Annotated in this window: 18 protein-coding genes; 5 read left to right on the top strand and 13 right to left on the bottom strand. The window is 45.0% G+C overall.

The annotated features are described in order from the left end of the window. Positions 1-213 precede the first annotated feature (213 nt). The 7 genes from lysS to queA form a co-directional block, all read right to left on the bottom strand. Positions 214-1,731 (bottom strand): lysine--tRNA ligase, encoded by a 1,518-nt coding sequence (lysS, locus tag M9194_RS08155; RefSeq protein ID WP_250612137.1) that lies wholly within the window; start codon positions 1,729-1,731, stop codon positions 214-216. 33 nt (positions 1,732-1,764) lie between these two features. Beyond that, positions 1,765-2,863 (bottom strand): peptide chain release factor 2 gene (gene prfB / locus M9194_RS08160; protein WP_250612138.1). Its coding sequence is split into 2 segments (ribosomal slippage): positions 1,765-2,787 and positions 2,789-2,863, totalling 1,098 coding nucleotides; the frame shifts between segments, so codons are not numbered across the junction. A gap of 180 nt (positions 2,864-3,043) precedes the next feature. Further along, positions 3,044-3,991 (bottom strand): protein translocase subunit SecF, encoded by a 948-nt coding sequence (secF, locus tag M9194_RS08165; protein WP_250612139.1) that lies wholly within the window; start codon positions 3,989-3,991, stop codon positions 3,044-3,046. 14 nt (positions 3,992-4,005) lie between these two features. Beyond that, complete coding sequence (gene secD / locus M9194_RS08170) at positions 4,006-5,862, bottom strand: protein translocase subunit SecD (RefSeq protein ID WP_348772038.1); 1,857 nt, start codon at positions 5,860-5,862, stop codon at positions 4,006-4,008. 72 nt (positions 5,863-5,934) lie between these two features. Next, positions 5,935-6,258 (bottom strand): preprotein translocase subunit YajC, encoded by a 324-nt coding sequence (yajC, locus tag M9194_RS08175; RefSeq protein WP_250612141.1) that lies wholly within the window; start codon positions 6,256-6,258, stop codon positions 5,935-5,937. A 113-nt stretch (positions 6,259-6,371) separates the two neighbouring features. Further along, positions 6,372-7,502 carry a tRNA guanosine(34) transglycosylase Tgt gene (tgt, locus tag M9194_RS08180; protein WP_250612142.1) on the bottom strand — a complete coding sequence of 377 codons (1,131 nt, stop codon included), beginning with the start codon at positions 7,500-7,502 and terminating at the stop codon, positions 6,372-6,374. A gap of 84 nt (positions 7,503-7,586) precedes the next feature. Further along, positions 7,587-8,642, bottom strand: a complete 1,056-nt coding sequence (gene queA / locus M9194_RS08185; protein ID WP_250612143.1) for a tRNA preQ1(34) S-adenosylmethionine ribosyltransferase-isomerase QueA — start codon at positions 8,640-8,642, stop codon at positions 7,587-7,589. 286 nt (positions 8,643-8,928) lie between these two features. On the opposite strand from queA, the gene M9194_RS08190 reads away from it, so the two are divergent. After that, entirely contained in the window at positions 8,929-9,387 is a 459-nt protein-coding gene (locus M9194_RS08190; RefSeq protein WP_250612144.1) for a CBS domain-containing protein, read from the top strand. A 62-nt stretch (positions 9,388-9,449) separates the two neighbouring features. On the opposite strand, the gene aceA is transcribed toward M9194_RS08190, so the two are convergent. From aceA to M9194_RS08205, 3 genes are all read right to left on the bottom strand, one after another. Continuing rightward, positions 9,450-10,760 (bottom strand): isocitrate lyase, encoded by a 1,311-nt coding sequence (aceA, locus tag M9194_RS08195; protein WP_250612145.1) that lies wholly within the window; start codon positions 10,758-10,760, stop codon positions 9,450-9,452. Positions 10,761-10,854: 94 nt separating this feature from the next. Continuing rightward, entirely contained in the window at positions 10,855-12,474 is a 1,620-nt protein-coding gene (gene aceB / locus M9194_RS08200) for a malate synthase A (protein ID WP_250612146.1), read from the bottom strand. A gap of 603 nt (positions 12,475-13,077) precedes the next feature. Further along, entirely contained in the window at positions 13,078-13,983 is a 906-nt protein-coding gene (locus M9194_RS08205; protein ID WP_250612147.1) for a hydrogen peroxide-inducible genes activator, read from the bottom strand. Between the two features lie 199 nt (positions 13,984-14,182). Here M9194_RS08205 and M9194_RS08210 point away from each other — a divergent pair, with 199 nt between their 5' ends. From M9194_RS08210 to M9194_RS08225, 4 genes are all read left to right on the top strand, one after another. Next, on the top strand, positions 14,183-14,791 hold the full coding sequence (locus tag M9194_RS08210) for a peroxiredoxin C (RefSeq protein ID WP_250612148.1): 609 nt from the start codon (positions 14,183-14,185) through the stop codon (positions 14,789-14,791). A 311-nt stretch (positions 14,792-15,102) separates the two neighbouring features. Further along, positions 15,103-16,134, top strand: a complete 1,032-nt coding sequence (gene dapD / locus M9194_RS08215; protein WP_250612149.1) for a 2,3,4,5-tetrahydropyridine-2,6-dicarboxylate N-succinyltransferase — start codon at positions 15,103-15,105, stop codon at positions 16,132-16,134. Between the two features lie 129 nt (positions 16,135-16,263). Beyond that, positions 16,264-17,268: an adenosine deaminase gene (locus M9194_RS08220; RefSeq protein ID WP_250612150.1), complete on the top strand. Its 1,005-nt coding sequence runs from the start codon at positions 16,264-16,266 to the stop codon at positions 17,266-17,268. Positions 17,269-17,371: 103 nt separating this feature from the next. Beyond that, complete coding sequence (locus M9194_RS08225) at positions 17,372-17,923, top strand: gamma-glutamylcyclotransferase family protein (RefSeq protein WP_250612151.1); 552 nt, start codon at positions 17,372-17,374, stop codon at positions 17,921-17,923. Here M9194_RS08225 and galM read toward each other — a convergent pair. From galM to M9194_RS08240, 3 genes are read right to left on the bottom strand one after another with little or no spacing between them, the layout of a single operon-like run. After that, a complete protein-coding gene (gene galM, locus M9194_RS08230; RefSeq protein ID WP_250612152.1) occupies positions 17,910-18,965 on the bottom strand; it encodes a galactose-1-epimerase in 1,056 nt (351 codons plus the stop codon). The two genes, M9194_RS08225 and galM, sit on opposite strands and share 14 nt — an antisense overlap. A 9-nt stretch (positions 18,966-18,974) precedes the next feature. Then, complete coding sequence (galK, locus tag M9194_RS08235; RefSeq protein ID WP_250612153.1) at positions 18,975-20,129, bottom strand: galactokinase; 1,155 nt, start codon at positions 20,127-20,129, stop codon at positions 18,975-18,977. A gap of 13 nt (positions 20,130-20,142) precedes the next feature. Continuing rightward, on the bottom strand, positions 20,143-21,198 hold the full coding sequence (locus M9194_RS08240) for a UDP-glucose--hexose-1-phosphate uridylyltransferase (RefSeq protein WP_250612154.1): 1,056 nt from the start codon (positions 21,196-21,198) through the stop codon (positions 20,143-20,145). Between the last annotated feature and the right edge of the window lie 20 nt (positions 21,199-21,218).

The following is a 21,218-nucleotide window of genomic DNA, read 5'->3' on the forward strand; positions in this document are numbered from 1 at the left end:
ATCTCATTGTTAAGACTAGACTCGGAATTGAGACTTTTCCACGCAGGGTTTCTTGTCATTTCAAGGAGAGTTAGCCAGTCAGAATTGACTGAGCATTGAAGGTAAGAGGTAATAATTATGCCCAATTAACAAGTTAGCGATTTTGAGCATGTAAACGGAAGGCATTAAAAAAGCCACTGTGACAGTGGCTTTTACTCTAGCAGTATCTTGTGATTAGCCTTGTGGGCGCATCGCTGGGAATAAGATTACATCGCGAATGGTATGTGTGTTGGTAAACAGCATAACCAAGCGGTCAATACCGATACCTTGCCCAGCCGTTGGCGGAAGGCCATGCTCTAGCGCCGTGATATAGTCAGCATCGTAATACATTGCCTCATCGTCACCGGCATCTTTCGCTGCGACTTGCGCTTTGAAGCGGACATCTTGATCTTCAGCATCATTGAGCTCTGAGAAGCCATTAGCCACTTCACGGCCACCAATGAAGAACTCAAAACGATCGGTAAAGAACGGGTTATCATCGCTGCGGCGGGCAAGTGGTGAAATGTCCGCTGGGTAGCCTGTGATAAACGTTGGCTGAATCAGCTTTGGCTCAGCCGTTTCACCGAAGATTTCTTCTAGTAATTGGCCACATGTCCAAAAGCCTTCGACTTCAACATGGACAGATTTAGCAATCGATGCCATCAAGTCACGATCTTGTAAGTCCTGCTCAGTCAGCTTTTGAATCGCTTCATGATCTGGGTTGTAGTGTTTGATAGCTTCGAACATGCTCATGCGAGCGTACTTACCACCAAATTCTACCGTTTCATCACCATAAGGCATCGATGTTTGACCAAGCACTTCTTTCGCCACTGTGCTTAACATCTCTTCGGTCAGATCCATCAGATCCTTATAATCAGCATACGCTTGGTAGAATTCCATCATGGTGAATTCAGGGTTATGACGCGGAGATAGGCCTTCATTTCGGAAGTTACGGTTGATTTCGAATACTCGATCAAAACCACCAACAACCAAACGTTTTAAGTAAAGCTCAGGCGCGACGCGAAGATACATATCAATATCCAACGCGTTATGATGAGTGATAAATGGACGCGCAGTTGCACCACCAGGAATCACGTGCATCATCGGAGTTTCCACTTCTAAATAGCCTTTCGCATTCATAAAGCTGCGAATAGCAGAGACCAACTTAGAGCGGATAATAAACGCTTGGCGAGAATCTTCGTTAACAATCAAGTCTACGTAACGCTGACGATAGCGCATCTCTTGATCCGTCAGGCCATGGAACTTTTCTGGCAGTGGACGAAGTGCCTTAGTGAGTAGCTCATACTCTTCCATGTTGACGTAAAGATCGCCTTTACCAGATTTATGCAGCGCACCTTTTACACCGATGATGTCACCGATATCTAAACCCTGATATTTTTCTTTCAGCTCTTTTTGCACAGGTTTGGCTGCGTAGGCTTGAATTCGACCTGAGGTTTCTTGAATCACCAAGAACGGCCCACGTTTTGCCATAATACGACCAGCGATAGCGACAATGTGGTTTAGCTCTTCTAGTTCTTCTTTTGTCTTTTCACCGAACTCTTTTTGCAAATCACCTGCTAGATTTTCACGACGAAAATCATTCGGGTGGCCGTTTGACTTACAACTCTTACGAATTTCGTCTAACTTAGCACGACGTTCCGCAATCAGCTTGTTTTCTTCTTGTAAGTGGTCAGTTTGAATAGCATCTGTCATTTTTCGATGTACCCTATTTTGTCGGTAAAAAGCTTACAGGCCCGATTTTAGGCTAGCTTCAATAAATTTGTCTAAATCACCGTCGAGAACCGCTTGCGTATTGCGGTTTTCTACGCCAGTGCGTAAATCTTTAATTCGCGCGTCATCTAACACGTAAGAGCGAATCTGACTGCCCCAACCAATGTCCGATTTCGCGTCTTCATTCGCTTGTTTTTCAGCATTTTGTTTTTGAATCTCTAACTCAAACAATTTTGCTCGTAACTGCTTCATTGCTTGGTCTTTGTTCTTATGCTGCGAACGATCGTTTTGACATTGAACCACAGTATTGGTCGGCAAGTGCGTGATACGTACCGCGGATTCCGTGGTGTTGACGTGCTGACCACCGGCTCCCGATGCTCGGTAGACGTCTATACGCAAATCTGCTGGGTTAATGTCAATATCAATGTTGTCATCAATCTCAGGATAGATAAATGCTGATGCAAAAGAGGTATGGCGACGACCACTTGAATCAAATGGCGATTTACGAACCAATCGGTGTACACCGGTTTCAGTACGCAACCAACCATAAGCGTATTCACCTGAAATACGAACGGTAGCGCCTTTTAGTCCAGCCACTTCGCCTTCAGAGACTTCGATAACTTCGGTTTTAAAACCTTTCGCCTCAGCCCAACGCAAATACATGCGCAATAGCATCGATGTCCAATCTTGCGCTTCGGTACCACCAGAGCCTGACTGTAAATCGATGTAGCAGTCTGACGCATCATGATCGCCAGAGAACATACGACGAAATTCAAGCTTAGCTAATTTCGCTTCAAGCTCAGCCAACTCAGGTTCAATTTCGTCAAACGTCTCTTGGTCTTCTTCCTCGACAGCAAGCTCAAGCAGGCCATCGACATCTTCAACACCTTGCTCAAGCAGATCTATGGTTTCAACGACGGCTTCTAGAGACGAACGCTCTTTACCTAGCGCTTGCGCACGTTCAGGTTCATTCCAAACGTCAGGTTGTTCTAGCTCAGCATTAACTTCTTCTAGACGCTCTTTCTTTGCGTCATAGTCAAAGATACCCCCTCAGGATATTCGTGCGCTCTGACACATCCTGTAAGCGGTTTTTAATTGGATTGATTTCAAACATTTTACTATGCATTTATGTGTAGAATTTAACCGAAGGATTCTACTGAAAAATGTGACGAATATACAGGGAAATTTATACTAGGCAGGTTTAAGGATGGTAAATGTAACAAGACAAACGCCGCTACTCAATTAAGTTCTTGAATAGCGGCGCTAATTATTAGGGCACGCCCTAGCCAATAGGTTAAGGCATACTATCGAATTCAGCCCCTTCTTTTTCCACTGGAGGTGGCATTAAGTGCTCTTTAGTAATACCAAGGCGTAAAGCCAGCGCGGAGGCAACGAAAATGGACGAATACGTACCGACCGTGACCCCAAGTAACAGAGCAGTGGCAAAACCGTGGATCATCGCGCCACCTTTGAGAAACAACGCAATCACAACAAATAGAGTTGTACCTGACGTAATCAGCGTACGACTAAGGGTCTGCGTAATTGAGCTATTAATGATTTCACTCGGCTTACCTTTGCGCACTTTGCGAAAGTTTTCTCGAATTCGGTCGAACACCACTATGGTATCGTTCAGTGAGTAGCCAACAACCGTGAGCAGCGCTGCCACTATGGTGAGATCGACTTCAATTTGCAGCAACGAAAATACACCGAGAGTAATGATCACATCATGAGCAAGCGCTAAAACAGCACCTGCGGCCAGACGCCACTCAAATCGCACCGACACGTACATCAAAATACAAACCAGCGAAATTAAAATCGCCAGCCCCCCAGCTTCCGCCAGCTCTCCCCCGACATTGGGTCCCACAAACTCAATCCGGCGCATTTCAACGTCCTCGCCGGTATAATGCTGAATCGAGGAGATAATTTGGTTGCCCAGCGTTTCAGCCGCCATCCCTTCTCTGGGTCGCAACCGTACCATCACGTCTTGAGATGAGCCAAAGTTTTGCACTACGGCATCTCCAAAGCCCTCTTTTTCAAGTGCCTCACGTATCTGCGGTAAGTTGGCAGGTTGCTGGAAGCCAATCTCTACTAAGGTGCCGCCAGTAAAATCGAGCCCCCAGTTTAACCATTTTGTCGAGAGCACAAAGATAGACGCGCCTACCATCAAGATAGACAGCATAAAGGCATATTTTGAGCGACCCATAAAGTCGATCGTTTTACCTGCTTTTAGAATCTGAAACATCGTTATTCCCTACCCTAGATCGACAATTTAGATACGCGCTTACCACCATAAATCAGATTCACGATACAACGCGTTCCGATAATGGCAGTAAACATTGAGGTCAAAATGCCGATGGACAACGTCACGGCAAAGCCTTTAATGGCCCCTGTACCCACTGCAAACAAAATAATGGCCGTAATCAAGGTCGTGATGTTTGCATCCGCTATGGTACTAAAAGCGTTAGCATAACCTTGGTGAATGGCTTGTTGGGGGTTTCGCCCATCTCTCAGCTCTTCACGTATTCGTTCAAATATCAATACGTTTGCATCTACCGCCATACCTACGGTTAGAACAATGCCAGCTATGCCAGGCAAGGTCATCGTTGCACCTGGAATCATGGACATGACACCAATGATAAGCACCAAATTCACTGCCAATGCAGTATTGGCTATCAGGCCAAATCCACGATAGTAAATAAGGGTAAACAGCATCACAGCGACCATACCCCAAATACATGCAGCAATGCCTTTGTCGATATTTTGCTGTCCCATTGAAGGGCCAATCGTGCGCTCTTCAACAATAGAAATAGGTGCAATCAGGGCACCCGCGCGAAGTAACAAAGCGAGGTTATGCGCTTCAGCTGGAGAATCAATTCCCGTGATCCTAAAGCTGCGGCCAAGCGCTGATTGAATGGTGGCTTGGTTAATGACTTCTTCATGTTTGGACAGAATCACTTTTCCATCTGGGGTACGCTTGCCGCTGTCTTTGTACTCGGCAAATACCGTTGCCATTAACTTACCGATGTTGTTCTTCGAAAAGGCAGCCATTTTCGCTCCCCCTTCACTATCAAGAGAGATATTGACCTGGGGACGACCATATTCATCGGCACTTGAAGACGCATCGGTAATGCTTGAACCACCCAAAATCACCCGCTTTTTCAATACGACGGGCTGACCATTTCTGTCTGGTACAATTTCACTACCAGGTGGAGCGTAACCATTGGTTGCAGCTGCGCGATCAGCGTTTTGGTCCACTTCATGAAACTCGAGTGTTGCTGTCGCGCCTAAAATCTCTTTAGCTCGAGCGGTGTCTTGCACACCAGGTAATTCAACCACAATTCGATTAGCGCCTTGACGCTGAACCAGTGGCTCTGCAACCCCGAGTTCGTTTACTCGGTTACGAAGAATGGTAATATTTTGATTGACCGCGTAGTTTTGCACCTCTCTTAAGCGTGCATCGGTAAAACGCGCTTGAAGCACAAATTTTCCATCTCGAGTCATGTCGCTAAACAACATATCCGGATGCTTTTGCTCTAGTAAGGTTTTTGCGCTCTCAAGTTGACTTTCATTACGTAACACGATTTCGGCCATGTCTTTGTCATACGGACGAATAGCACGGTAACGAATTTTATCTTCTCTTAGCTCGACTCTAAATGATTCTATTTGCTGCCCAATTAACTTTTGTAGCGCGGCATCCATATCCACTTCCATCAAGAAGTGCACACCACCACGTAGGTCTAAGCCTAATTTCATTGGCGCAGCGCCAATATCAGCCAGCCAAGAAGGGGTTGCAGGAGCTAGGTTCAGAGCAACAATGAGTGTATTGCCTAAACTTTTTGCAAGTGCATCACGGGCTTTGATTTGAACGTCGGTATTGGAAAATCGAACCAATACAGAGCCACTTTCAAGGGCGATGGATTTATAAGGCAGATTATCTTTTTTTAAGATATTGGTGACAGTGTCCAACGTTGACAAATCAACAGAGGCGCCACGCGCCCCTGTTACTTGTATAGCTGGATCTTCACCGTAGATATTTGGAAGGGCGTATAACGCACCGACGATGATAACTAGCATTACCATCAAATACTTCCATAGTGGGTAACGGTTTAACACAGCAAGATCCTTTAGCTGTTGTACGAAAGCAACCTGTTGGTGAAGTGATTCAGGTTGCTTTTGTAATTGGTTTTACAGTGACTTAATTGTGCCTTTTGGTAGTACAGCAGTCACAAAGTCCCTTTTTATTACAACTTCGTTGTTCGCATTTAACTCGATAGAGATGTAGTCGTTTTCTTCTGAGATCTTAGTGATTTTACCAACCAAACCACCACTAGTAAGAACCTCATCACCTTTACTCATCGAAGCCATCAAGCTCTTATGCTCTTTCGCACGCTTTGCTTGCGGGCGGTAAATCATGAAGTAAAAAATGACGGCAAACATTGCCAACATGATTAGCATTTCGAAACCACCACCTTGCTGTGGTGTGCCTGCTGCATGAGCTAGACTGATCATTAAAAATATCCTCTTACTTTTTGTATAAGTTTCTTGTTTTAAAGTACCTTATTTACCAAGTTATGCCTATTGACGAAGCGCCAATATTTGTAACTCGAATACGGTAAATGTCTCTATTTTGCCAATGGCGGTACTTCTTTGTTTCGACGAGCGTAGAATTCAGCAACAAACTCATCAAAACGATCTTCATCAATGGCCTTGCGGATGCTTTCCATCACGCGCTGATAGTAACGCAAATTATGAATCGTATTTAAACGGGCTCCTAATATTTCGTTACAACGATCTAGGTGATGCAAGTAAGACTTAGAATAATTTTTACACGTATAGCAGTCGCAATGTGGATCAAGCGGTGTCGTGTCTGTTTTATGTTTCGCATTGCGAATCTTAATCACACCACCAGTTACAAATAAGTGACCATTACGAGCATTTCGAGTTGGCATAACACAATCGAACATATCGATACCACGGCGCACGCCTTCCACTAAGTCTTCCGGTTTACCCACGCCCATTAAGTAACGTGGCTTGTCTTCCGGCAGTTGTGGGCAAGTGTGTTCTAGAATGCGATGCATGTCCTCTTTAGGCTCTCCGACCGCTAAGCCACCAACAGCATAGCCATCAAAGCCGATATCAGTCAGCCCTTTGACTGACTCATCACGCAAGTCTTCATAGACACTGCCTTGTACAATACCAAACAGAGAATTTTCGTTTTCAAGCTTGTCAAAGTGATCACGTGAACGCTGAGCCCAACGCAGCGACATCTCCATCGATTTCTTCGCTTCATCATGAGTCGCTGGATATGGGGTACACTCGTCAAAGATCATGACCACATCTGAACCAAGATCTTTTTGAATTTCCATCGACTTTTCTGCGTCCATGAAAATTTTGTCGCCATTAACTGGATTACGGAAATGCACGCCCTCTTCGGTGATTTTACGGATGTCACCTAGGCTGAAGACTTGGAAGCCTCCTGAATCAGTTAAAATTGGACCTTGCCAGTTCATGAAGTCGTGCAAGTCACCATGCATCTTCATGACTTCTTGTCCAGGGCGAAGCCACAAATGGAAGGTGTTGCCCAGCAAGATTTCAGCGCCTGTTGCTTTCACTTCCTCAGGTGTCATACCTTTTACCGTACCGTAGGTACCAACTGGCATAAACGCCGGAGTTTGAACCGTACCACGCTCAAACGTCAGTTGACCACGACGAGCATTACCTGTTTTCTTTTTTAGTTCATATTTAACTTTCACGAAACCTCCAGTGTGCCAGAGAAACAATCTGACACGTATGATCCCTTACGCCAATAAGCTTTGGCTCGTTAGCGCATCTTAAAATTATTTGCTTGTTTTTTTGCTGATAAACATGGCATCGCCATAGCTGAAGAAACGATATTCCTTCTCAACGGCATGTTTATAAGCGCTCATCACGTTATCAAAACCGGCAAACGCGCTGACTAACATGATTAATGTTGATTCTGGTAAATGAAAATTGGTCACTAAGCAATCGACCAACAAATACTCATAACCCGGATAAATAAAAATTTCCGTGTCACCAAAGAAAGGCGCTAGCTCTGTGCCTTTATTCTTTGCAAATTGAGCGGCACTCTCTAATGAACGCACTGAAGTAGTGCCTACTGCGATGATTCGACCGCCACGCTGTTTCGTTGCGTGAATCGCATTGACTACCTCTTCAGGTACTTCAACGTATTCTGCATGCATTTGATGATCATTGACATCGTCCACTTTGACGGGCTGGAATGTCCCAGCTCCTACATGCAAAGTCACAAACGCGAGCTCAACACCTTTTGCTTTGATTTTGTCTAGCAAGTCATCATCAAAGTGCAAGCCTGCAGTAGGGGCAGCAACGGCACCGGGTTTCTCATTGTAAACCGTTTGATAGCGCTCTTTATCGCTGTCTTCATCGGGTCTATCAATATAAGGTGGAAGCGGCATATGGCCAATGTCATTGAGAATGTCCAGCACAGCTTTGTCAGAGGTAAATCTCAACTCAAACAGAGCGCCGTGTCTTGCAACCATTTCGGCCTGATATTGATCGTCTTCACCGATAAAAATAAAGCTTCCCGCTTTGGGTGATTTTGAGCAACGAACATGCGCTAGAATCGTATGCTCATCAAGCATTCTCTCAACGAGTACTTCCAGCTTGCCACCTGAAGCTTTACGGCCAAACATACGCGCTGGAATGACTCGGGTATTATTGAATACCATCAAGTCGCCAGGTTGAACTTGATCCAATAGATCGGTAAAAGTGCTATCTGTAACCTCGCCACTATTTCCATTTAGCTGCAACAGACGGCTAGCACTGCGCTCCGGCTGTGGGTAACGAGCGATTAGCTCATCAGGTAAGTCAAAGTGAAAATCTGAAACTTGCATTGTACTAGTCTTGCTTGGTGAACATCATTGAATGCGAACATTTTCGCAGCGGACTAGTATAGGCTTAGCTCGCGCAATAGCAAGCAGATATGCCCAAGTCGGCTTAAGGCACGACATCAGATAGCGAAAAAATGGCAGAAATAGTACCAGTGCGGAAAAGATAAATTTACCAGCAATAAGACCATAAAAACTCAGGCCGGGTAAATAAAAAGGGAAGCGCCTCCCAACTCTGGCTGCTAAAATTTTCTATATTAGGATCATGCAATCAAGGAAGCCGGAGGCCCGCATGATTAAAGTAGAAGACATGATGACGCGTAGCCCACATACTTTACTACGCTCTGACTCCCTGTTCGACGCGAAACAAGCCATGAAAAAGTATGACATTCGCCATATCCCCGTGGTGGACGACAACAACAAACTGTATGGCATTGTTACCCAGCGAGATGTTTTGTCAGCTCAGGAATCGAGCTTACATAAGATACCCACCAATAACGCGTATACGCTTAACACACCTCTGAACGACATCATGCACGCGAATGTCTTGAGTGTTGAGCCAAGGGCGGGGTTAAAAGAAAGCGCTAAATATATGCAAAAGCACAAAATTGGTTGCTTGCCTGTTATCGATAAGGGACAGCTGGTTGGCATTATTACCGACAGTGACTTTGTTTCAATTGCGATCAACCTGCTTGAACTTCAAGAAGACGTAGAGCCAGAAGAAATAGACCCATCGCTTGCCTTCGACTAGGGAATATTGCAAGAATAAAAAAAAGAGCGGCATCTGCCGCTCAGCATAGAATAGTTAGACGATTAGAATTGATCTTCTTCGGTCGATCCGGTCAATGCCGTCACCGAAGAGTTGCCGCCTTGAATGGTATTGGTGACTTTATCGAAATAGCCAGTGCCCACTTCTTGTTGGTGCGCGACAAAGGTATAACCTTTCTCTGCCGCTTCAAACTCGGGACGCTGCACTTTTTCAACATAGTGACGCATACCTTCACCTTGCGCATATGAGTGCGCCAGTTCAAACATGTTAAACCACATGTTATGAATGCCCGCCAGAGTAATAAATTGATATTTATATCCCATGTCAGACAGCTCCTGCTGGAACTTGGCGATGGTTTGTGAGTCTAGGTTTTTCTCCCAGTTAAACGAAGGCGAGCAGTTATAGGCCAGCAATTGATCTGGGTATTGTTTATGGATCGCTTCAGCAAATTTGCGTGCTTCATCTAAGCATGGCTTAGCCGTTTCACACCAAATCAGATCCGCGTAAGGAGCATAAGCCAGACCTCGGGAAATCGCCTGATCAATTCCGGCTTTCACTCTGAAGAAGCCTTCTGCGGTCCGTTCACCTTGGATAAAGTCCCTATCGTAGGGATCGCAGTCTGAGGTCATCAGATCAGCAGCGTTTGCATCGGTTCGAGCTATCACTAGCGTTGTAGTGCCAGCCACATCCGCCGCTAAACGAGCGGCAACCAGTTTTTGTACCGCTTCTTGAGTAGGAACAAGCACTTTCCCCCCCATATGGCCACACTTTTTCACTGACGCTAATTGGTCTTCGAAGTGCACGCCTGCGGCCCCGGCATCAATCATGTTTTTCATCAATTCATAAGCGTTGAGGACGCCACCAAAGCCAGCTTCGGCATCTGCAACAATGGGGAGGAAATAGTCTATGCCACCTTCGTCTTCAGGGGTTTTCCCTGCCGACCATTGAATTTGATCCGCGCGACGAAATGAGTTGTTGATTCTCTTCACTACCGCTGGGACAGAATCGACCGGATAGAGTGATTGGTCAGGATACATGGTGGATGCCGTATTGTTGTCCGCCGCCACTTGCCAACCGGATAGATAAATCGCTTCGATGCCAGCTTTGGCTTGCTGCACAGCTTGGCCACCGGTCAAAGCGCCTAAACAGTTGACATAGCCTTTTTTGGCGCTGCCATTAACCAACGACCAAAGCTTGTCAGCACCACGCTGCGCGATAGTATTTGCAGGCACCATTGAACCTCGTAGTTCAACCACTTCTTCTGCTGTATAGGGGCGCTTTACATGTTTCCAGCGCGGATTAGATTCCCAATCTTTCTTTAAAGCTTCGATTTGTTGACGGCGAGTTAGTGTCATGTTCATTCCCTCATTCTGTTGTTGGCTTGCGCCTCTGCTTTCCTTGTCACCCTTACTATCCTTGATGTAGTAGCGTGCTAATTCATATTGTTTGTTAATCCAAAAATTCGTAGCCAGGAACGGTTAAGAAATTGCTCAGCTCATGGCTAGTGGTTAATTCTTCCATTAGCTTCGCCGCTTCGGTAAACCTGCCGGAGTCAAAGCGCTCGCTGCCAAGCTCGGATTTCACCACCTCTATTTCTTCCTCTAGATAACGAACGAAAAGCGCTTTGGTCACCACCTCACCGTTATCCAAACTTTTTCCATGCTTAATCCATTGCCATATTGATGCTCGAGAAATTTCCGCCGTCGCGGCATCTTCCATCATTCCATAGATGGGGACACAGCCATTGCCAGATATCCAAGCTTCTATGTATTGCAGGGCCACACGAATATTGTGGCGCATTCCCTGCTCGGTTCGTTCACCTTGGCAAGGTGCCAATAAGTCATCGGCAGTAATCTCTGTATCCTCCGCACGCGAAATATCCAGTTGATTACTTCTCTCACCCAATACAGTGTCGAAAACCTGCCTTGCCGTGTCAGCAAGACCTGGGTGCGCTACCCAAGTACCATCATGGCCGTTATTTGCTTCCAGGGATTTATCCTTATTGATTTTGTCCAATACTTGTTGATTGATGTCGGGATCTTTAGATGGGATAAAGGCAGCCATCCCCCCCATGGCAAATGCGCCACGCCTATGACACGTTCGAACTAATAGCCTCGAATAGGCATTCAAAAACGGCTTATCCATTGTGACAACCTGACGATCAGGCAGCACTCGGTCAGGATAGTTTCTTAGCGTTTTAATATAACTAAAAATATAATCCCAGCGGCCGCAATTGAGCCCAACAATGTGCTCTTTTAATGAAAACAGTATTTCGTCCATTTCAAAAACGGCGGGCAGGGTTTCGATGAGAGCCGTGGCTTTAATCGTACCTGTGTCTAATCCAAAATAAGTTTCGGTAAAGTGAAAAACATCACTCCACCATTTGGCTTCATGATAAGACTGCAATTTGGGGATATAGAAATAAGGACCACTTCCTTTGGCCAATAGCGCTTTGTAGTTATTAAAGAAATAAACGGCAAAATCAAACAGCGCACCTGGTATCGCATGGTCTTGATAACTCACGTGCTTTTCTTTGAGGTGCAATCCTCTCACACGGCAAATAAGTACGGCAGGGTCAGAAGACAATTGATATTGTTTGCCATTGCTCGGATTGGTGTAGCTAATGTTTCCAGCAACCGCATCTCTTAAGTTAACCTGCCCATCAAGTACTTTATCCCACGCAGGGGACAGGGAGTCTTCAAAGTCAGCCATGAATACTTTCACATTCGCATTAAGCGCGTTGATGACCATTTTCCGATCGGTAGGTCCGGTAATTTCGACCCGACGGTCTTTCAGGTCATTGGGTATTCCGAGTATTTTCCAACTGCCCTCGCGAATATCTTGTGTTTCCGGTAAAAAGTTAGGTAGCTCACCACTATCAATTCGGTGTTGACGCACTTCTCTTGCTGCCAACAGTTCATCGACCCTTGAAGCAAAGGACTGGCACAGACTGGATAAAAAAGATTGCGCTTCCACTGGCAATATTGCCGCTTGTTCATGAGTAAGTTCACCATGAAGCGCTATTTGATTGTGAGATAACGCCTCTTTCTCTGAGGTATGTGCCAGCATAATCATTTTCCTTAGAAACATTCTCAAAAATTACATTTGTAACTATAAAACCACAAACATCAAAATCGTAAGTTCTAGAAACATCACCAATACAGAGCAAAGAAGTAGTAAAAGGAATAGCGGATAAAAACACGCAGCACTACTGGAAATAATTATTCTAAGCCTCTAATTAGCATTAATTAACCTACATCAACATTGGCATATATAAAAGGCACAAGATAGCGAAAAGTTGAAATTCAAAGTTTTCTTCCGTTTAGCAAAATTCACCCCTTCCAAGCTAATAAGAAATGAAAATTACGTAATTAAATTACAAATAAAATCGCATCCATTTAGTGATATTTACCATCATTGAAGGGCTAAGTCGGCCGTAGATTTGCTTGCGTACCTTTAGAATAAAACCCTGCAGATAAAATAGAAGAAGATAAATAAACCAATATGGCTGTAAAATTGCCCGTGTTAACTTTCTAAAAACTATGAAAGGTTAAAAAATTAACACTTGTGAAATTTTACAAGTCAAAAAATACTAACAATAAAAAATGCTGTTCAATTTCATTAGCCTAGAATAATTCACTAGTCGAAAACCAGGATAAATAGCATCGCTCTCTACAGCAGTTCAGAAACAATATCGGCTAAACGACTAAAAGTGTCTGCACGAGAGGAACTTGGCCGCCATACCAAACCAATATCTCGATAGGCTTTTTGTCCAGGCGGATCAATGATGAGCAAATTTTGATTGTCCAGTAAGCCATGTTTGATTGCCATTTGTGGAATAAAGGTTGTACCTAGCCCATTGGCCACCATTTGCACCAGAGTATGCAAGCTGGTTGCACTAAATGGATTGATCTTTTGTTTCTCTGTCAGTTGGCAAGCTGAAACGGCATGCTCAGTTAAACAATGTTCTTTTTCTAATAAGAAGACCGATTCATCGGGCAGATCATCGTATTTTATTGGCGTGGAGATACGCTTAGCTTGATCATGGCTGATCACCATTCGAAACGGGTCTTGACCCACTATTCGACTTTCCATACCACTAATATCGACGGGCAAGGCAAGAATCAGTACATCAAGCTCACCATGTCTTAGCGCCGTCAGTAAATTAGTGGTGGTGTCTTCTTTGAGCAGTAGGTTTAACTGGGGAAAAAGATGATTCACTTGCTGGACAAGATCTCCCAACAAGAAAGGCGCAATGGTAGGAATACAGCCAAGTCTTAGCTGACCTTGCATACTGTCTCCCTTACACATATTGCCTAGCTCCACCAAATCTTGGGCTTTGGCAAGTAGCTCGCGGCCTTGCTGAACGATAAGCTCACCAGCTTGAGTAAATACCAGCGGGCTTTTTTTGTCTTTTTTCTCGTACAAAGGACATCCAATGATTTCCTCTAGATTTTGAATGCCCTTACTTAATGTTGATTGGCTCACAAAGCAGCGCTGCGCTGCATCACTAAAGTGACGCGTTTCATGCAAGGTTATTAAATAGTGTAATTGCTTTAAACTTGGCCATTTAATCATATTTTCACTGCTTAGTTTCAAAGTTATACCGTACAAATCCGCACAGTTTTCATTATCGCTTTTTTCGATTAACTTAATCTATTTAATTCGCTTTTTTCTATACTACATTCTGTACTATAGTTTGTCTCGAATTTATACGGACTAGCCAAATTCAATCTGAATATTGGTTGGAACTAACCATACTTTTTAGGAGCAAAAAATGGTACTAGTAGGTCGTCAAGCCCCTGACTTTACTGCAGCGGCAGTTCTAGGTAACGGTGAAATCGTTGATAACTTCAACTTCGCTGAATTCACTAAAGGTAAGAAAGCTGTCGTATTTTTCTACCCACTAGACTTCACGTTCGTTTGCCCATCTGAGCTAATTGCATTCGACAACCGTTACGAAGATTTCAAAGCAAAAGGCGTAGAAGTAATCGGCGTTTCTATCGATTCTCAATTCTCTCACAATGCATGGCGTAACACTGCTATCGATGATGGCGGTATCGGTCAAGTTAAGTACCCACTTGTTGCTGACGTTAAACACGAAATCTGCAAAGCGTACGACGTTGAGCACCCAGAAGCTGGCGTAGCTTTCCGTGGTTCTTTCCTAATTGATGAAGAAGGTCTTGTTCGTCACCAAGTTGTGAACGATCTTCCGCTTGGCCGTAACATCGACGAAATGCTACGCATGGTTGATGCTCTAAACTTCCACCAAACTCACGGTGAAGTTTGCCCAGCACAATGGGAAGAAGGTAAAGCAGGTATGGACGCATCTCCAAAAGGCGTTGCTGCATTCCTATCTGAGCACGCTGAAGACCTAAGCAAGTAATCGACGCTTTAACACCTGCTCAACGGTGTAAGGTTGGAATAAATAAAGCAAAAGCTCATTGTCCAATCTGTTAAAGTAAAGTCTTATAAGCCCAAAGCCCAGCTTTGGGCTTTTTTCTTTCTACCCAATACGAACATCCATGTCATTTCTTACAATGAAAATATATTGCTAAAAAGACAAAACATATCATTTGACAGACTTTATAAATCGCAGCTCTTTAAACAGACAACATCAGTCATTATGATGGGTAACAAATCCGTTCATGGGTAACCAATCGAAACCCGCCACAATTAATCCAGGAGACACATTTTATGGCTTTTTTCTCTCTCGCCTTTGGTACAGCAACAAAAAACCGCGGTGGAAAAGTTATCGAAGCGTTTTTTCCAAACCCAGTTTTACACCCAAGTGAGTCGCTGGTTGAAGCAATCACTTCAGTGAGTGATTACGTAAGTGGTAACCAAGTGATTGAAGTTTCGCCATCTCAATGTGGCGCTATCGCTTCTGCTTTTGAAGCAAACGGAGATAATGCCAACGCTTCATTTGCAAACAAAGCGGCTAATTCAGCCCAACCTTTAGTTCTTGTATTGCTAGAAAGCGATACGAAACCAGAAAGCGTTGCTGAAGGCTTCCTCAAGCTGCAACTTATTTCTAACCGTTTAGTGAAGCCACACGGTACTGTATTGGATGGTATCTTTGGCCTATTGCACAATATCGCTTGGACGAACGAAGGCCCTATTGACCTTCCTGAACTTGCTGAACGCCAAATTGAAGCGCGTTTAGAAGGCCGCACACTTTCTGTCGACTGCGTGGACAAATTCCCGAAAATGACCGACTACGTGGTACCCAATGGGGTTCGTATTGCTGACACTTCTCGTGTTCGTCTTGGCGCTCATGTTGGTGAAGGCACCACAGTAATGCATGAAGGCTTTATTAACTTTAACGCCGGAACAACCGGCGTAAGCATGGTAGAAGGTCGCATTTCAGCTGGTGTTGTGGTTGGTGATGGTTCCGATATCGGTGGTGGCGCTTCCATTATGGGCACACTTTCTGGAGGCGGTAAAGTGATCGTTTCTATCGGCGAAAATGCTCTGCTTGGAGCCAATGCCGGCCTTGGATTCCCGCTAGGCGATCGTTGCACGATTGAGTCTGGTTTATATGTGACAGCAGGCTCTAAAGTTCTTATGCTTGACTCAGAAGGCAAAGAGGTCGAAGTCGTGAAAGCACGCGATCTTGCTGGCCTATCAGATTTATTGTTCCGCCGTAACTCAGTAACTGGTCAAATTGAGTGCCTTGCAAATAAAACAGCCGTAGAGCTAAATAGCGAGCTTCACAGTAATAACTGATGACGAGTCAAAATTAATGTAAACCGGCTGGCTGATGCCAGCCTTTTTTATTTCGTTCTTTACGACTCTAGCGAAATCCAGTCTATTATTTAATTACTCAATATAAAAATAAGAAGCTAGGATAACGCCATGAATGAATTCGTAAGACAACTGCCGAAAGTAGAACTTCACCTTCACATAGAAGGCTCCCTCGAACCTGAACTCATGTTTGAACTTGCCCACCGCAACCACATTGAAATACCCTTTAATTCACCAGAAGAAGTCAAACAAGCCTATCAGTTCAGTAACCTTCAATCTTTTCTAGATATTTATTATCAAGGTGCCAATGTATTGGTTCATGAACAAGACTTTTTCGACCTGACTTGGGCGTATCTGATGCGTTGCCGGGAAGACAACGTAGTCCATACCGAAATTTTCTTTGATCCGCAAACCCATACTGAGCGTGGTATTGCTTTTGAAACCGTAGTTAATGGTATTACACGAGCGTTAGACAAAGCCAACCATGAACTTAATATAAGCAGTCAGCTCATCATGTGCTTCTTGCGCCACTTAGATGAAGCCTCAGCGTTTCAAACCTTACAACAAGCAATACCATTTAAAGATAAGATCATCGCCGTTGGGCTCGACTCTTCTGAACAAGGCCATCCACCAGAAAAATTTGCTCGAGTATTTGAAAAAGCCATTGAAGAAGGGTTTCTCACCGTTGCCCATGCCGGAGAGGAAGGCTCAGCGCAAAACATCTGGGACGCCATTGAACTACTTAAGACCTCACGCATCGACCACGGTGTGAGATGCTCCGACGACCCCCACTTAGTTGAAACCTTAGCCCAGCAGCAAGTACCGCTAACCGTTTGCCCGCTTTCCAATATCAAACTGAAAGTATTTGAAACGATGGAGCAACACAATATCGCTGAACTACTCAGGGCGGGATTATGTGTCACGATAAACTCAGATGACCCTGCCTATTTTGGTGGCTATATGAATGACAACTTCAACGCCGTTGCTAATGCTCACCAGCTAAGCAAAAAAGAGCTGGCCCAGTTTAGCATCAACGCCATTAACGCAAGCTTTATCGCCCCTCAAGCGAAGGAAGATTTGATCTCTTCCGTCTGGCAATATACTGAAAGCCACTAAAGATAAGCCTGGTCGAAGTTTGACCAGGCTAGGCAGTTTTTGATATTAATAACAGTAGAGCTCAATTCAATCACTCACGAGCAAGGTAGAGGCAAAAAGTAGTATGTATATATTTGGTTATGGCAGCTTGATGAATTCAGAATCGAGAAAGCGAACTGGACAAACCGGAACTGCTATACCTGTCTTTGCCCATGGACTGGTGCGCCATTGGGGAAAACTGCAGCACAGTACCATTATGGCTCCCCTTATCGTGTCGCAAGGCCACGGTAAAGTGAATGGCGTGCTTATCGAGGTTGATGACAATGAACTGCCATCCTTTGATGAAAGAGAAAGTGGCTACGATCGCATCCAATTGTTGCCCGAAAACATTGAAACGGATCATGAATTCAATCACAACGCGCCGATTTGGGTTTACGTCAGAGAAGATCATCAACCTCCATGCCAGCTAATCCCTATCATGCAAAGTTATGTCGATACTGTGATTGCTGGCTGTTTGGAAATCTCGGAGCTGTTTGCCGAGCAATTTATTCAGCATACTCTAGGCTGGCACTTTCCTATCGAAGACGACCGGCTTGCCCCCAAATATGGAAATCTAGCCGGTGTTCAGTCGCACCATAGAGTGTTAATTGACGAGCTACTAACTAAAGCGTCTTAAACTGATATTGCGTCGAAAATTGGTACACTTCACCCGGTTTTAAGATACAACTTGGCTGTTGCCACTCTGGGTGATTCGGAGCGTCGGGAAGAAATTGTGTTTCTAGCGCAAAACCTGCGTAATCAATATATTTGCCTTGCTGCCTATTCGGCGTGCCCGCTAGCCAGTTTCCGGTGTAAAGTTGCATGGCAGGTTTATCGGTAAAGACGCTCAGTTGTACTTTTCCATCTGGTGAGGTTACTTGCGCCGCCACTTCACCTTGTCGACAAACGGGGTTAAGAACAAAGCTGTGATCGTAGCCTTTGGCGATGTTTTGTTGATCATCAAGTAAGAAATCCTGTGCCAAGGTTTTGCTCTGTCTAAAATCAAACCCCGTCCCTTCTACTGACACAGGTTTATCCAGGGGTATCCCATTTTGATTGGTGGGCAAGTACTGATCGGCATTAATTCGTACCTGATGCGTTCGGCAATCCGTTTCACCCGCACTTAAATTAAAATAGGCATGATTGGTCAGATTAACTGGAGTCGGCGAGTCGGTTGTGGCGTGATAACGAATATCAACCGTATTGTCCGATGTCACTTGATAAGTGACCGATACAGCAAGATTACCTGGGAAGCCTTGCTCTCCATCCGGTGAGCTCAATGTAAGCACCGCTTTATTTCTAGTTTGCTCAACAAGAGTCCAACGTTTTTTATCAAAACCTGTACGCCCACCATGCAAGCAATTGCCTGCTTGATTGGTATCCACTTGATAGGTTTTGTCACCAATCTGAAAACGCCCCTGCTCAATACGGTTGGCATATCGCCCAATCGTCGCCCCTAAATAGCACTCTTGGTTTTGAAAATCGTCAATATTGCTGACACCAAGCAGTAGTTCACGCTTTTCACTTTCATCCACATCCAACTGACAACTCAACCAAGTTGCGCCAATATCCATAATGACGATGGACAGACCCGCATCGCTGCTCAGTGTGAGCACCTTGGCTGGCGCACCGTCGTGAGCCAGAGTTTGTGTCATTGACTTCTCAAGTATCAAGCTCATGGTTAATCCTTATTTGATAAGGCCTGCACCTTGTGATGCTTGGCAAACATAAATGGACGCTTCTAAGCCAGTTAATGACTGATATTGCGCTTCAACTGCCGCTTTTACGAAATCGACCAATCGAGGTGGTACCAGCGCAACGATGCAGCCACCAAAACCACCACCTGTCATGCGAACGCCACCTTCTTCACCGACCACTGCTTTCACAATCTCAACCAAGCTATCGATTTCTTTTACCGTGATGGCAAAATCATCACGCATTGAAGCGTGAGATTGCGCCATTAGTTTCGCCATTTGCTCGATATCATCGTTGGCTAACGCTTTCGCAGCTTCTAATGTGCGGGCATTTTCAGTAATCACGTGGCGCGCACGCTTGAATACCACCTCCGTCATATCCGAGCGTTTGGCATTCAGCATTTCTTCTGTGGCATCACGCAATGCCTGCACCTCTAACACGCGAGCCGCCTCTTCACATTGCTCGCGCCGGGTATTGTATTCGCTGTCCACCAAGCCACGTTGTTTATTGGAGTTAATGATGACGACCGAGACATCGTTCGGCATAGCCACTGCCTGAGTTTCGAGACTACGGCAATCCAAAAGCATGGCATGATCTTGGCGACCTTCTGCTGATATCATCTGATCCATAATGCCGCAGTTGCAGCCCACAAATTCATTTTCCGCACGTTGGCCAATTAGCGCTATCTCGGCTTGGCTGATTTCTAATCCAAACAAAACCTTGAACGTTTGACCAATAACCACTTCCAATGCTGCCGATGAACTTAACCCAGCCCCTTGTGGCACGTTTCCACTCACGGCCAAGTCAAGGCCTTGAATATCATAACCTTGCTCCAATAGGCATTGGACGACACCACGAATGTAGTTGGACCACATTTTATCTTGGCTAAACGTGATTGCCTTGCTGATGTCAAATTCATCCACTTCATTGCCGTAGTCGACCGACACCACACGCACGACGTTATCACTGCGTTTGCTCGCTACCACGACCGTTTGATAATTGATCGCACAAGGTAATACAAAACCATCGTTATAATCGGTGTGTTCACCAATTAAATTTACTCTTCCTGGGGCTTGAATGCAGTGAGTCGCAGGATATTGAAAAACACTTTGGAAACAGGTTTTCACATTTTGGATGAGTGAGGACATATTCGCTACTCTATTACTTATCTAATGTTTGTTCTTTATAATGGATATCACTGACATCTCTTAATCGCTGCGCTGCTTGCTCTGCGGTCAAATCACGCTGAGTTTCGGCCAGCATTTCATAACCCACCATAAATTTTCGAACTGTTGCTGAGCGCAGTAATGGTGGATAAAACAAGGCGTGTAGCTGCCAGTGATCGATGTTGGTTCCTTGCTCGAAAAATGGTGCGTAATGCCAGCCCATTGAGTAAGGAAATGAACACTGGAATAAGTTGTCGTAGCGGCTAGTCAGTTTCTTTATGGCCAGCGCTAGGTCTTCTCGCTGCGCATCGCTTAGCTCACTCATGCGGCGAATATGACTTTTTGGCAGCAGCATGGTTTCAAACGGCCAGGCGGCCCAATATGGCACAACGGCTAGCCAATGCTCGGTTTCAACAACGATTCGACTGCCATCACGCAGCTCAGCGGTCACATAATCGACCAGCAAGTTGGATCCACGCTGCTCAAAATACGCTTTGAGGTGTTTTTCTTTACGCTCGATTTCGTTAGGCAAAAAGCTGTTGGCCCACACTTGACCATGGGGGTGAGGCTGCGAGCAACCCATCGTTTCGCCTTTATTTTCGAAGACCTGAACCCATAGATACTCTTTACCCAACGATTCAATTTGTTCGTTCCAAGTATCAATCACTTCGCCAATCTGGCTAACAGAAAGTTCTGGCAAGGTTTTGCTGTGATCTGGCGAAAAGCAAATCACGCGACTTAAGCCGCGAGCACTTTGAGCTTTAAATAGTGGGTTGTCAGATTCAGGCGCCGCTGGCGTATCTGTCATTAAAGCGGCAAAGTCGTTACCGAATACATACGTTCCCTTGTAGTCCGGATTCACATCCCCAGAGATTCGATCGTTAGTAGGACACAAAAAGCAGCTTTGCTCATAACTAGGCAAAACATCAACAGATGGCTTTTCATCTTGACCGCTCCAAGGGCGTTTCGCTCGGTGCGGCGAGACCAATACCCACTGGCCTGTAAGCGGGTTATAGCGACGATGTGGATGATCGACCGGATTAAATTTCATAACTAATTACTCAAGCTTAA

It is taken from the genome of Vibrio sinus (assembly GCF_023634645.1).
Lineage (GTDB): Bacteria > Pseudomonadota > Gammaproteobacteria > Enterobacterales > Vibrionaceae > Vibrio > Vibrio sinus.

Coding starts and splice junctions, on each gene's coding strand:
- lysS (WP_250612137.1), bottom strand. CDS start 1,731: ATGACAGATGCTATTCAAACTGACCACTTACAAGAAGAAAACAAGCTG.
- secF (WP_250612139.1), bottom strand. CDS start 3,991: ATGTTTCAGATTCTAAAAGCAGGTAAAACGATCGACTTTATGGGTCGC.
- yajC (WP_250612141.1), bottom strand. CDS start 6,258: ATGATCAGTCTAGCTCATGCAGCAGGCACACCACAGCAAGGTGGTGGT.
- queA (WP_250612143.1), bottom strand. CDS start 8,642: ATGCAAGTTTCAGATTTTCACTTTGACTTACCTGATGAGCTAATCGCT.
- M9194_RS08190 (WP_250612144.1), top strand. CDS start 8,929: ATGATTAAAGTAGAAGACATGATGACGCGTAGCCCACATACTTTACTA.
- aceA (WP_250612145.1), bottom strand. CDS start 10,760: ATGACACTAACTCGCCGTCAACAAATCGAAGCTTTAAAGAAAGATTGG.
- aceB (WP_250612146.1), bottom strand. CDS start 12,474: ATGCTGGCACATACCTCAGAGAAAGAGGCGTTATCTCACAATCAAATA.
- M9194_RS08205 (WP_250612147.1), bottom strand. CDS start 13,983: ATGATTAAATGGCCAAGTTTAAAGCAATTACACTATTTAATAACCTTG.
- M9194_RS08210 (WP_250612148.1), top strand. CDS start 14,183: ATGGTACTAGTAGGTCGTCAAGCCCCTGACTTTACTGCAGCGGCAGTT.
- dapD (WP_250612149.1), top strand. CDS start 15,103: ATGGCTTTTTTCTCTCTCGCCTTTGGTACAGCAACAAAAAACCGCGGT.
- M9194_RS08220 (WP_250612150.1), top strand. CDS start 16,264: ATGAATGAATTCGTAAGACAACTGCCGAAAGTAGAACTTCACCTTCAC.
- M9194_RS08225 (WP_250612151.1), top strand. CDS start 17,372: ATGTATATATTTGGTTATGGCAGCTTGATGAATTCAGAATCGAGAAAG.
- galM (WP_250612152.1), bottom strand. CDS start 18,965: ATGAGCTTGATACTTGAGAAGTCAATGACACAAACTCTGGCTCACGAC.
- galK (WP_250612153.1), bottom strand. CDS start 20,129: ATGTCCTCACTCATCCAAAATGTGAAAACCTGTTTCCAAAGTGTTTTT.
- M9194_RS08240 (WP_250612154.1), bottom strand. CDS start 21,198: ATGAAATTTAATCCGGTCGATCATCCACATCGTCGCTATAACCCGCTT.